General features: G+C 72.6%; 10 protein-coding genes and 1 pseudogene. All 11 read right to left on the reverse strand.

The window, feature by feature from the left end:
• Positions 1-379: pseudogene (locus tag ABFC67_RS05815) on the reverse strand (cell division protein FtsA); the annotation flags it as partial.
• A gap of 2 nt (positions 380-381) precedes the next feature.
• Positions 382-1,131, reverse strand: coding sequence for a cell division protein FtsQ/DivIB (locus ABFC67_RS05820; RefSeq protein ID WP_346737099.1), 750 nt, complete (start codon positions 1,129-1,131; stop codon positions 382-384).
• Positions 1,128-2,063 (reverse strand): D-alanine--D-alanine ligase, encoded by a 936-nt coding sequence (locus ABFC67_RS05825; protein ID WP_346737100.1) that lies wholly within the window; start codon positions 2,061-2,063, stop codon positions 1,128-1,130. The genes ABFC67_RS05820 and ABFC67_RS05825 overlap by 4 nt, the downstream gene beginning before the upstream one ends.
• On the reverse strand, positions 2,060-3,502 hold the full coding sequence (gene murC, locus ABFC67_RS05830; protein WP_346737101.1) for a UDP-N-acetylmuramate--L-alanine ligase: 1,443 nt from the start codon (positions 3,500-3,502) through the stop codon (positions 2,060-2,062). The genes ABFC67_RS05825 and murC overlap by 4 nt, the downstream gene beginning before the upstream one ends.
• Positions 3,499-4,581 carry an undecaprenyldiphospho-muramoylpentapeptide beta-N-acetylglucosaminyltransferase gene (murG, locus tag ABFC67_RS05835; RefSeq protein WP_346737102.1) on the reverse strand — a complete coding sequence of 361 codons (1,083 nt, stop codon included), beginning with the start codon at positions 4,579-4,581 and terminating at the stop codon, positions 3,499-3,501. The genes murC and murG overlap by 4 nt, the downstream gene beginning before the upstream one ends.
• Complete coding sequence (gene ftsW / locus ABFC67_RS05840; RefSeq protein ID WP_346737103.1) at positions 4,578-5,789, reverse strand: putative lipid II flippase FtsW; 1,212 nt, start codon at positions 5,787-5,789, stop codon at positions 4,578-4,580. The genes murG and ftsW overlap by 4 nt, the downstream gene beginning before the upstream one ends.
• Entirely contained in the window at positions 5,789-6,871 is a 1,083-nt protein-coding gene (mraY, locus tag ABFC67_RS05845; RefSeq protein ID WP_346737104.1) for a phospho-N-acetylmuramoyl-pentapeptide-transferase, read from the reverse strand. The genes ftsW and mraY overlap by 1 nt, the downstream gene beginning before the upstream one ends.
• Positions 6,861-8,228: a UDP-N-acetylmuramoyl-tripeptide--D-alanyl-D-alanine ligase gene (gene murF / locus ABFC67_RS05850; RefSeq protein WP_346737105.1), complete on the reverse strand. Its 1,368-nt coding sequence runs from the start codon at positions 8,226-8,228 to the stop codon at positions 6,861-6,863. The genes mraY and murF overlap by 11 nt, the downstream gene beginning before the upstream one ends.
• The gene (locus ABFC67_RS05855; protein WP_346737106.1) at positions 8,222-9,829 is read right to left on the reverse strand and encodes a UDP-N-acetylmuramoyl-L-alanyl-D-glutamate--2,6-diaminopimelate ligase; all 1,608 of its coding nucleotides are present in this window, start codon (positions 9,827-9,829) and stop codon (positions 8,222-8,224) included. Before ABFC67_RS05855 ends, murF begins: the two co-directional genes overlap by 7 nt.
• The gene (locus tag ABFC67_RS05860; protein WP_346737107.1) at positions 9,826-11,631 is read right to left on the reverse strand and encodes a penicillin-binding protein 2; all 1,806 of its coding nucleotides are present in this window, start codon (positions 11,629-11,631) and stop codon (positions 9,826-9,828) included. The genes ABFC67_RS05855 and ABFC67_RS05860 overlap by 4 nt, the downstream gene beginning before the upstream one ends.
• Positions 11,628-11,900: a cell division protein FtsL gene (ftsL, locus tag ABFC67_RS05865; RefSeq protein WP_346737108.1), complete on the reverse strand. Its 273-nt coding sequence runs from the start codon at positions 11,898-11,900 to the stop codon at positions 11,628-11,630. The genes ABFC67_RS05860 and ftsL overlap by 4 nt, the downstream gene beginning before the upstream one ends.
• Positions 11,901-11,921: the final 21 nt, after the last annotated feature.

The following is an 11,921-nucleotide window of genomic DNA, read 5'->3' on the forward strand; positions in this document are numbered from 1 at the left end:
CCTTGCGGTCGGCCGGGATCGCCACCGCGCTGGCCGCTTCCAGCACCTGCTCGAGGTCGCCGGCGGTGACCTCGCGGTCGCGGATCGCCGCGGTGCCGTGCGAGTTCTTGGTCTCGAGATGGCTGCCGGAGATCGAGGCGTACACCGAGCGGATGTCGCAGCCGGCCATCAGCTCGGCTTCCTCCACCGCGCGCTGGATCGAGTGCACCGTGGATTCGATGTCGACCACCACGCCGCGCTTCAGCCCGCGCGAGACGTGCGAGCCGATGCCGATCACCTCGACCGGTTCGCCGGGCGCGTACTCGCCGACGATCGCCACCACCTTCGAGGTGCCGATGTCGAGCCCCACCACCAACTGCTTTTCGTTCTTGCGGTTCATGCTCAGACGTTCCCGGTAGGAGCGGCGGGCTTGGCCGGCGCGGCCGCAGGCAGCGGCGGCCACTTCACGGAAAAGCCGTTGGTGTAGCGCAGATCGGCGTAGTCGAAACCGCCGCTGCGCCCGGCCATCAGCTTCGGATACACGTCGAGAAAGCGCTGCATGCGCTCCTGCGGGTGGTCGCGACCGATCACCACCACCGCGCCGTCGGACAGCGTCAGGCTCCAGCTGCCGCGCTCGGACAGCTCGACCGCGGCAACGCGCATGCCGTCGGCGCCGAATGCCTTCTGCACCTGCATGTAGAACGTCACCACGTCGGCCAGGCGGTCGTCCGGCCCGGACAGCTTCGGCAGGCCATCCACCGCGTCCGCGCCGGGAGCGCCGAACACGCGGCCGTCGCGGCCGATCAGCCGGCCCTGGCCCCAGTGCGCGAACGGCTGCAACTCGTACACGCGCAGCACCAGGGTGTCCGGCCAGCGCTTGCGCGCCTCGACGCGCTGCACCCACGGCAGCGCCGCGACCGCCTTCTGCGCGCCGCCGAGATCCAGCGCGAAGAAGCCGGCGCCGAGCAGCGGCGTGACCGCGGCGCGGATCTGCTCCGCGCCGACGCGCTGGAACTCGGCCTCCACCTTGAGGTAGCGCACCGGCCAGCGGCCGGCCGCGAACCAGCCTTCGAGCACGCCGACGATCGGCAGCGCGACCAGGGTCAGCGCGATGCCCCAGGCGACGAGGCGGATGGCGAGCGCGCCCCTCATGCGCCCTCCCGGAACGAGGTCTCGAGGATGCGCCAGCACAGCGCTTCGAAGTCGATGCCGGCCGCGCGCGCGGCCTTCGGCACCAGCGAATGGCCGGTCATGCCGGGCGTGGTGTTCACCTCGAGCAGGAAGCAGCGGCCGGCGCGGTCGCGCATCACGTCGACACGGCCCCAGCCGGCCGCGCCGGCGGCCTGGAATGCGCGCAGCGCCAGCGCGCGCAGCTCGGTCTCGGCCGCGCCGTCGAGGCCGGGGCAGATATATTGCGTGTCCTCGGCGACGTACTTGGCGTGGTAGTCGTAGAAGCCGCCCTTCGGCACGATGCGGATCGACGGCAGCGCCTCGCCGTCGAGGATGCCGACGGTCAGCTCGTCGCCCTCGATCAACTGCTCGACCAGCAATTCGCCGTCGTAGCGCGCGGCGAGTTCGACCGCCGCCGGCAGGTCGGCCTCGCCCTGCACGCGCGAGATGCCGACGCTGGAGCCCTCGTGCGAGGGCTTGACGATCGCCGGCAGGCCGACCGCGGCGATCGCCGCGCGAATGTCCTCGCCGCGGCGGAAGGCGACGAACTTCGGCGTCGGCAGGCCGGCGGCGATCCACACCTGCTTGGTGCGCACCTTGTCCATGGTCAGCGCCGAGCCGAGCACGCCCGAGCCGGTGTAGGGCACGCCGAGCGACTGCAGCGCGCCCTGCAGCACGCCGTCCTCGCCGCCGCGGCCGTGCAGGATGTTGAACACGCGCGCGAAGTGGCCGGCGCGCAACGCGTCCAACAGCGCCGGGATGCCGTCGACGGCGTGCGCGTCGACGCCGCGCGCCTGCAGCGCGGCCAGCACGTTGCGGCCGGAGTCCAGCGACACCTCGCGTTCGGCGGAACTGCCGCCCATCGCCACGGCGACGCGGCCGAACTGTCGGGGGTCGGTGATGCGCATGCTCATGCCTTGTTCGCCTTCAGGTTTCCCAGCGCCGCCAGCTCCACCGCCGCGGCGCCGATGTCGCCGGCGCCCATCAGCAGCAGCAGGTCGCCGTCGCGCAGCAGTGCGGGCAGCGCGTTCTTCAGTTCGCGCGGATGCTCGACCAGCACCGGATCGACCTTGCCGCGCGCGCGCACCGCGCGCGCCAGCGCGCGGCCGTCGGCGTTGGCGATCGGCGCCTCGCCGGCCGGGTAGACCTCGGTCAGCACCAGCACGTCGACGCCGCTCAGCACGTTGGCGAAGTCGTCCAGCAGGTCGCGCGTGCGCGTGAAACGGTGCGGCTGGAACGCGACCACCAGGCGGCGCTCCGGCCAGCCGCCGCGCGCCGCCGCGAACACGGCGGCGAGTTCGCTGGGATGGTGGCCGTAGTCATCCACCAGCAGCGCGCGACCGTGCTCGAGCGCCAGCTCGCCGCGCTGCTGGAAGCGCCGGCCGACGCCCTGGAACTGCGCCAGCGCGCGCGCGATCGCATCGGCGTCGACGCCGAGCTGCCAGCCGACCGCGGCGGCGGCCAGCGCGTTCAGCACGTTGTGCCGGCCGGGCAGGTTCAGCGTCACCGGCTGCGCGACGTCGCGCCCCGGCAGGTGCAGGTCGAACAGCATGCGGCCGCCGTCCTGGCGCACGCCGCTGGCGCGCACGTCGGCATCGGCATGGTCGATGGCATAGGTGATCGTGCTGCGCGTCGTGGTGCGCGCCAGTTCCGCCACCTCGGGGTCGTCGACGCACAGCACCGCCACGCCGTAGAACGGCAGGCGATGCAGGAAATCGGCGAACGCCTTCTTCACCTTGCCGAAATCGCCGTCGTAGTTCTCGAGGTGGTCGGCGTCGATGTTGGTGACGATCGCGACCACCGGCGACAGCATCAGGAACGAGCCGTCGGATTCGTCCGCTTCGGCGACCAGGTATTCGCCGCTGCCGAGCCGCGCGTGGGTGCCGGCCGAGGTGAGCTGGCCGCCGATCACGAAGGTGGGATCGAGGCCGGCCTCGGCGAGCACGCTCGCGGTCAGGCTGGTGGTGGTGGTCTTGCCGTGCGTGCCGGCGACGGCGATGCCGCGGCGGAAGCGCATCAGCTCGCCGAGCATCTCCGCGCGCGGCACCACCGGGATGCGCGCGGCGCGCGCGGCGGCCAGCTCGGGGTTGTCGGCGCGGATCGCGCTGGAGACGACCACCACGTCGGCGCCCTCGACGTTCTCGGCCGCGTGGCCGCGGTGCACGGTCACGCCCTGCGCGGCGAGCCGCGCGGTGACCGCCGAGCCGGCGCGGTCGGAGCCGGACACGGCATAGCCGAGGTTGTGCAGCACTTCGGCGATGCCGCTCATGCCGGCGCCGCCGATGCCGATGAAGTGCACGCGGCGGAACGCGTACATGATGTCGTCGTGGGCGCGGAGCCGGCGCGGGGTCATGCGGCCGCCTCCATGCACGCCGCGGCGATCGTCGCCGCGGCTTCCGGCTTGGCCAGCGTGCGCGCCGCCTGCGCCATCGCCAGCAGGCGCGCGCGGTCGGCAAGCAGGCCGTCGAACTGCGCGGCGAGACGTGCGGCGTCCAGCTCGCGCTCCTGGATCATCAGCGCCGCACCCACCGCGACCATCGCCTCGGCGTTGCGCGTCTGGTGGTCGTCGACCGCGTGCGGGAACGGCACCAGCACCGCAGCGAGCCCGGCCGCGGCGAGCTCGGCGAGGGTCAGGGCGCCGGCGCGGCACGCGGCGAGGTCGGCCCAGGCGTAGGCCGCGGCCATGTCGTCGATGAACGGCTCGACGCGCGCCTCGACGCCGGCCGCGGCGTAGGCGGCGCGGGTTTCCTCGACGCCGCGCGCGCCGCACTGGTGCAGCACCTCGGGGCGGCGCTCGCGCGGCAGCCGCGCCAGCGCTTCCGGCACGCGCAGGTTCAGCGCGCGCGCACCCTGGCTGCCGCCCAGCACCAGCAGGCGCGCGCGTCCGGCGCGCTGCGCCATGCGCGCTGCCGGCGCCGGCAGCGCGGCGATCGCGGCGCGCACGGGATTGCCCACCCATGCGGCCTCGTTGGCCGCCGGGAACGCATCGGCGAAGCCGGCCAGCACGCGCCGCGCCAGCTTCGCCAGCACCTTGTTGGTGAAACCGGGCACGCGGTTCTGCTCGTGGATCAGCAGCGGACGGCCGGTCAGCCACGCGGCGACGCCGCCGGGCCCGGCCACGTAGCCGCCCATCGACAGCACCGCGCGCGGGCGCACGCGGCGCAGCGCCGCCAGCGAGGCGACCAGCGCGCGCGCCAGCATCCACGGCGCCTGCAGGCGCGCGCGCCAACCCTTGCCGCGCAGGCCGGCCACCGGGACGATCTCCAGCGGGATGTCGCGCGCCGGCACCAGCTTCGTCTCCAGGCCGCCGGCCGCGCCCAGCCATGCCACCGGCACGCCGCGCGCGCGCAGCGCTTCGGCCACGGCGAGGCCGGGGAAGATGTGGCCGCCGGTGCCGCCGGCCATGATCAGCACGGGCGCGTCCGCCTTCATGCGCCCGCCTCCTCGGCCAGCGTCGGCGCCGCGACGCGCGCCGCCATGCGCCGCGTGTCCTCGGCGCGGGTGATTTCGTAGCCGGCGCGCAGCAGCACGCCGGCCATCACGCAGGTCATCAGCACGCTGGAACCGCCGGAGCTGATCAGCGGCAGCGTCAGGCCCTTGGTCGGCAGCACGCCGAGGTTGACGCCGACCGACACCAGCGCCTGCAGGCCCAGCGTCAGCGACAGCCCGAACGCGACGTAGCCGGCGAAGCGCTGGCCCAGCTCGACGCCCTTCAGGCCCAGCCACAGGCCGCGGCCGACCAGCAGCGCGAACAGGCCCAGCACCAGCACGATGCCGGCGAGGCCGAGCTCCTCGGCGATCACCGCGAGGATGAAGTCGGTGTGCGCCTCGGGCAGGTAGAACAGCTTCTGCACCGAGCCGCCGAGGCCGACGCCGAACCACTCGCCGCGGCCGATGGCGATCAGCGCCTGGGTCAACTGGAAGCCGTCGTTGAACGGATCCTTCCACGGATCGAGGAACGAGGTGAGGCGCTTGATGCGGTAGTCCTCGGTCAGCGCCGCCCACGCCAGCGCCGGCGCCAGCGGCGCGCCGAGCAGCACCAGGTTGCGCATGCGCGCGCCACCCAGCCAGATCATGCCGACGCTGACGCTGACGATCAGCGCCGCCGAACCGAAGTCCGGCTGCGCCAGCAGCAGCAGCAGCACCAGCCCGGCCACGCCGACCGGCTTGACGACGCCGAACAGCTTGCGCTCGACGCCGTCGCGGTGGCGCACCAGGTAGCTCGCCATGTACACCACCACCACCAGCTTCACCGCCTCGACCGGCTGGAAGCCGATCACCAGCAGGTTGATCCAGCGGCGCGCGCCGTTGATGCGCATGCCGATGCCGGGCAGGAACACCAGCAGCAGCGCGATGAAGGCGAGCAGCATCAGCAGGAATGCGTGCTTCTCGAGCAGCTTCAGCTCGGTGCGCGCGGCGATCGCCGCCAGCACGCTGCCGAAGCCGAGGAACATCAGGTGCTTCTTCAGGTAATAGAACGCGCCGATGTGCTCGCCGTCGGCGACCGCGATCGAACTGGACGCCACCATCACGATGCCGAGGCAAGCCAGCCCGAGCGCGGCGAGCAGCAGCCACGCGTCCCAGCGCCCCTGCGGGCCCTGGCGGCGAATCGCCTGCGTCTGGCGCAACCAGTCGAACATCACCGCACCTTCAAGGTCGCCAAACCGACCAGCACCAGCACCACGCTGATGATCCAGAAGCGCACGATCACGCGCGGCTCGGGCCAGCCCTTCAGTTCGAAGTGGTGGTGGATCGGCGCCATGCGGAACAGCCGCTTGCCGGTCAGCTTGAAGCTGGCCACCTGCAGCATCACCGAGGCGGTCTCCATCACGAACACGCCGCCCATCACCAGCAACACGATCTCCTGGCGCACGATCACCGCGATGCAGCCGAGCGCGGCGCCGATCGCCAGCGCGCCGACGTCGCCCATGAACACCTGCGCCGGATAGGCGTTGAACCACAGGAAGCCGAGCCCGGCGCCGGCCAGCGCGGCGCAGAAGATCGCGAGCTCGCCCGCGCCCGGGATCGCCGGGATGCCGAGGTACTGCGAGAACACCGCGTTGCCGGCGAGGTAGGCGAACACGCCCAGCGCGGCGGCGACCAGCACCGCGGGCATGATCGCCAGGCCGTCGAGGCCGTCGGTCAGGTTCACCGCGTTGGAGAAGCCGACCACGATGAAGTAGCCGACCACCACCGACAGCGCGCCGAGCGGGATCGCCACGTGCTTGAACAGCGGCACGTACAGCTCGGTGGCGGCGGAGGTGTCGGCGGTCAGGAACAGGAACAGCGCGGCGCCGAGGCCGAACACGGACTGCCAGAAATACTTCCAGCGCGCCGGCAGGCCGCGGCTGTCCTTCAGCACCAGCTTCTTGTAGTCGTCGTAGAAGCCGATCGCGCCGAACGCCAGCGTGATGCCGAGCACGATCCACACGTAGCGGTTGCCGAGATCCGCCCATAGCAGCGTGGCGACCGCGATCGAAGCGAGGATCAGCGCGCCGCCCATGGTCGGCGTGCCGGCCTTGCTGAGGTGCGACTGCGGGCCGTCCTTGCGGATCACCTGCCCGGCCTTGATCGCGGCCAGCTTGCGGATCAGCCCGGGGCCGAGCAGCAGCGAGATCGCCAGCGCGGTCAGCGCGCTCATGATCGAGCGGAAAGTGATGTACTGGAACAGGTGGAAGGCGTTGACGTACGCCTTCAGCCATTCCGCCAGTTCAAGCAGCATGCCGTTCCCCTCCCCCGTCGTGCCCCAGCAGCGCGGCGACCACCCGGTCCATTGCCGACGAGCGCGAACCTTTCACCAGGCAGACCACGCCCGGTTTCAGCGCGACGCGCAACGCGGCGATCAGCGCCGTCTGGTCGGCGAAATGCTCGGCGCCTGCGCCGAACGCCTCCGCGGCGGCGCGGCTCAACCGGCCCACCGCGTACAGCCGCACGATGCCGCTGCGCCTGGCGAGCGTGCCGATCTCGGCATGCAGGCGTTCGGCCTCGGGGCCGAGCTCGGCCATGTCGCCCAGCACCAGCCATGGCCGGCCGGCCTCCAGCGCCAGCGTGGCGATCGCCGCCGCGGTGGAACCGGGGTTGGCGTTGTAGCTGTCGTCGATCAGCGTCCAGCCGGCACGGGTGACGTGGCGCAGCAGGCGCCCGGCCACGGTCGGCGCCTGTTCCAAGCCCTCGCGGATCGTCGCCAGCGGCACGCCGAGCGCGCAGGCGATCGACGCCGCGGCCAGGGCGTTCATCACGTTGTGGCGGCCGGCCAGCGGCAGCATCACCTCGGTCGCGCCCTGCGGCGTGTTCAGCACGAAGTCGCTGGTCGCGCCCAGCGCGCGGATCTCGGCACCGACGTCCGCCGCATGGTCCAGCCCGAAGCGCAGCACATGGCGCGTCCCGGCGAGGCCGGCGAAGAAGCCGGCGAAGGCGTCGTCGGCATTGATCACGGCGATGCCGTCGCCGGGCAGCGCCTGGTAGAGCGCGCCCTTGGTCCCGGCCACGCCTTCCAGACTGCCCATGCGCTCAAGGTGCGCCGGCGCGATGTTGTTGACGAGGCCGATTTCGGGCCGCGCGATGGCGGCCAGGTAGGCGATGTCGCCGGGCTTGCCGGCCCCCATCTCCAGCACCGCGTACTCGGCGTCCTCGGGCATCTCCAGCAGGGTCAGCGGCAGGCCGATCTCGTTGTTGAAGTTGCCGGCATTGACGTGGGTGCGGCCGTGGCGGGCCAGGATCGAGGCGGTCAGCGTCTTCACCGTGGTCTTGCCGTTGGAGCCGGTGATGCCGATCACGCGCGCGCGCCGCTGCGCGCGCACCGCGCTGGCGAGGTCGCCCAGCGCCAGCAGCGTGTCGGCCACCAGCACCTGCGGGATCGGTGCGTCCACCTTGCGCGCCACCAGCGCGGCGGCCGCGCCGTGCGCCGCCGCCGCGGCGACGAAGTCGTGTCCGTCCTGGCGCTCGCCCTGCAGCGCGACGAACAGCTCGCCGCCGCCCAGCTTGCGCGTGTCGGTGCAGACGCCGCGCACCGGCGCGTCCGCGCCGTGCAGGCTGCCGCGCGTCCACAGGGCGATCTCGGACAGCCGCAGGTTCAGCATGCGCGCGCCTCCAGTGCCCGTTCCGCTTCGGCGAGGTCGTCGAACGGCCGCCGGGTGCCGGCGACTTCCTGGTAGGTCTCGTGGCCCTTGCCCGCGATCAGCACGATGTCGCCGGCGTGCGCTTCGCGCACCGCGCGCGCGATCGCCGCGGCGCGGTCGCGCTCGACCACGGCGCGCTGCGGCGCGGCGAAGCCGGCCAGTACCTGCGCCACGATCGCATCGCCGTCCTCGCCGCGCGGGTTGTCGTCGGTGACGATCGCCGCGTCCGCGAGCCGCTCGGCGATCGCGCCCATCTGCGGGCGCTTGCCCTGGTCGCGCTCGCCGCCGCAGCCGAACACGCAAAGCAGCCGGCCGGCGCAGTGCGCGCGCAGCGTGGTCAGCGCCTGCTCCAGCGCGTCGGGCGTGTGCGCGTAGTCGACCACCACCAGCGGCGCGGCGCCGCCGCCGAGGCGGTTCATGCGCCCGTCGACAGGCTGCAGCGCGGCGAGCGCCTCGCACACGACGTCGAAGCGCATGCCGAGCGCGCCCAGGCAGCCGGCGACGGCGAGCAGGTTGGCGACGTTGAAGCGGCCGAGCAGGCGGCTGTGCACCGCGCCGGCGCCCCACGGCGTGCGCAGCACGAAGTCGATGCCGTCGGCGTGCGTGCGCACCTGCTCGGCGACCAGCTCGGCCTCGGCGCCATCCGCGCTGCAGCGCAGCCGGCGCACGCCCTGCGGCAACGCCGCGGCAAGCCGGCGCCCGTACGCGTCGTCGACGTTGATCACCGCCGCGCGCAGCCCCGGCCAGGCGAACAGCTTCGCTTTCGCCGCGCCGTAGGCTTCCATGGTGCCGTGGTAGTCGAGGTGGTCCCGCGTGAGGTTGGTGAACACGGCGACGTCGAAAGCGACCGCGTTGACGCGCCCCTGCTCGAGTGCGTGCGAGGACACCTCCATCGCCACGTAGGACGCGCCGGCTTCGAGGAACTCGGAGAGCAGGCCCTGTACGCTGATCGCATCCGGCGTGGTGCGCTCGCCGGCGACGGCATGGCCGTACATGCCGGCGCCCAGCGTGCCGATCGTCGCCGCGCTGTGGCCGAACCAGCTCAACGCGGCGGCCAGCAGCTGCACCGTCGAGGTCTTGCCGTTGGTGCCGGTGACGCCGATCACGTGCAGCGACTCCGAGGGCCGCTCGTAGAAGCGCGCGGCGATCTCGCCGAGGTGGTCGCGCAGGCGGTCGATCCACAGGATGGGCGCTTGCGTCTCGGCGCCGCGGCCCGCTTCCGCGCCGGGAGCAACCGCCTTCGCGGCAGCGTCGCGCCTCCCCTCTGCCCTGCGGGCATCTTCCCCCGCGCGCGGGGGAAGGAAATCGGTGCGGCCTTCGGCCGAGGCAGAAACAGGTGCGGCGGGCACAGGGGCTTCGGCCAGTACGGCCGCAGCGCCCTGTGCCAACGCCGCGGGGGCAAACGCGACGCCGTGCTGGCGCGTGCCGCGCAGGGCGACGAAGGCGTCGCCCGCGCGCACGCGGCGCGAATCCAGGGTCAGGCCGGCGATCTCGATCGCGCCGGCGGCGGCGGGATCGGCGATGCCGGCGAGCAGGTCGGCGAGGCGGACGCGGGCGTTCACGGCGTGCCGCCCTCCTCGTAGTTGGTGCTGCCCGGCGCGTAGTCCGGCGGCGGGCTGGTGCGGCCGATCGGCGCGCCGAGGTCGGGGCCGCCGGTGTACCAGCGGCGCACGTTGTCCGGCGGCACGTCCAGCAGGCGCAGCGCGCCGTCCATCACGCGGCTGAACGCCGGCGCGGAAACGAAGCCGCCGTAGTAGCTCTTCTTCTGCGGGTCGCTGATCACCACCACGCCGACCAGGCGCGGTGCGCTGGCCGGCACGATGCCGGCGAACAGGCTGACGTACTTGTCCTCGTAGCCGCCGCCGGAGGCGATGTGCGAGGTGCCGGTCTTGCCGGCGACGCTGTAGTTGGCGACCGCCGCCTTCAGCGCGGTGCCCTCGGGGCTGACCACGGTTTCCAGCATCTTCACGATCGTGCGCGCGATCTGCGGATCGAGCACGGCGTTGGCCGGGTTGTCGGCGCCCTTGACGAAGCTCGGCTGGCGCAGCCGCCCGCCGTTGGCCAGCGCGGCGTAGGCCTCGGCCAGTTGCAGCGCGGTGACGTTGAGGCCGTAGCCGTAGGCCAGCGTGACCTTGGTCAGGCCGTTCCAGGCGCGCACTTCCGGCAGCAGCCCGGGCGACTCGCCGGGAAAGCCGCTGCCGGTGCCGGCACCGAAGCCGAAGCGGCGGAACATGTCGTACAGGTGGTTGTTGTCCAGCGTCAGCGCGATCTTCGAGGCGCCGACGTTGCTGGAATAGGTGAGCACCCCGGTGACGTCGATCAGGCCGTGGTTGTGCGTGTCGCGCACGGTGTGGTTGAGATACTGGAACGTGCCGGGCGAGGTGTCGATCGGCGTGTCCGGCTTCCACTTGCCGCTCTCCAGCGCGGCGGCGATGGTGAACGGCTTCATCGTCGAGCCGGGCTCGATCACGTCGGTGACCGCGCGGTTGCGGCGGGCGGCGGGCGGGCTGGCGCCGACCGCGTTGGGGTTGTACGAGGGCTGGTTGACCATCGCCAGCACCTCGCCGCTGCGCACGTCCAGCACCACCATCGAAGCCGATTTCGCCTCGAATTCCTGCACCGCCTTGGCCAGCTCGCGGTAGGCGAGGTACTGGATGCGGCGGTCGATGCTGAGGGTGAGGTCGCGGCCGGGCTGCGGTTCGCGCACCAGTTCGACGTTCTCGACGACGTGACCGCGGCGGTCGCGGATCACGCGCTTGGCGCCGGGCTTGCCGGCCAGCCAGTCGTCGAAGGCGAGTTCCAGCCCTTCCTGGCCGCGGTCGTCGATGTTGGTGATGCCGAGCACGTGCGCCATCGCCTCGCCGCTCGGGTAGTAGCGGCGGAACTCGCGCTGGCCGTTGACGCCGGGGATGCCGAGCGCGATCACCGCCTGCGCGGCCTCCGGGCTCATCTGCCGCTTGAGGTAGACGAACTCGCGGTCGGCGCGCTGGTTGAGGCGCTGCTCGAGATCGCCGGCGTCGACGCCCAGCGCCTTGGCCAGCGCCGGCAGGCGGTCGGCATGCTCCAGCACCTCCTGCGGGTTGGCCCAGATCGACTCGACCGGCGTCGACACCGCCAGCGGCTCGCCGTTGCGGTCGAAGATCGTGCCGCGCGACACCGGGATCGGGATCTCGCGCAGGAAGCGCGCGTCGCCCTGCTCCTGCAGGAAGTCCTTGCGCACCACCTGCAGGTCGAGCGCGCGCACCACCAGGCCGGTCGCCGCCAGCGCCAGCAGCATGCCGACCAGATACAGCCGCCTGCGCGTGCTCGGCCCCGCGTTGCGGCGCGGCGCGGGCAGTTCGAGCTGGTCCTTGCGGAACATCATCGCTGGATCAGCTCCACGTCGGCGGGCGGCGGATTGAGCATGCCGAACCGGCTGCGCGCCATGTCCTCGACGCGACTGGGATCGGCCCAGGTCGCCTGTTCCAGTTCGAGCCGGCCGAAGTCGACGTTCAGCTCGTCGCGGCCGTTCTCCAGGCGGGTCAGCTCGACGAACAGCGCACGGCTCTCGTGACGCGACCACACCACCGCGATCGCGCTGACCAGGTCGGCGACCAGCAGCGCGGCGAAGGCGAGCGCGGCGAGCAGCCTCATGCGCGGCGCTCCGCCACGCGC

It is taken from the genome of Mizugakiibacter sp. (assembly GCF_039680435.1).
Lineage (GTDB): Bacteria > Pseudomonadota > Gammaproteobacteria > Xanthomonadales > Rhodanobacteraceae > Mizugakiibacter.

Coding starts and splice junctions, on each gene's coding strand:
- murG (WP_346737102.1), bottom strand. CDS start 4,581: ATGAAGGCGGACGCGCCCGTGCTGATCATGGCCGGCGGCACCGGCGGC.
- ftsL (WP_346737108.1), bottom strand. CDS start 11,900: ATGAGGCTGCTCGCCGCGCTCGCCTTCGCCGCGCTGCTGGTCGCCGAC.
- ftsW (WP_346737103.1), bottom strand. CDS start 5,789: ATGTTCGACTGGTTGCGCCAGACGCAGGCGATTCGCCGCCAGGGCCCG.
- ABFC67_RS05820 (WP_346737099.1), bottom strand. CDS start 1,131: ATGAGGGGCGCGCTCGCCATCCGCCTCGTCGCCTGGGGCATCGCGCTG.
- ABFC67_RS05825 (WP_346737100.1), bottom strand. CDS start 2,063: ATGAGCATGCGCATCACCGACCCCCGACAGTTCGGCCGCGTCGCCGTG.
- ABFC67_RS05860 (WP_346737107.1), bottom strand. CDS start 11,631: ATGATGTTCCGCAAGGACCAGCTCGAACTGCCCGCGCCGCGCCGCAAC.
- murF (WP_346737105.1), bottom strand. CDS start 8,228: ATGCTGAACCTGCGGCTGTCCGAGATCGCCCTGTGGACGCGCGGCAGC.
- murC (WP_346737101.1), bottom strand. CDS start 3,502: ATGACCCCGCGCCGGCTCCGCGCCCACGACGACATCATGTACGCGTTC.
- mraY (WP_346737104.1), bottom strand. CDS start 6,871: ATGCTGCTTGAACTGGCGGAATGGCTGAAGGCGTACGTCAACGCCTTC.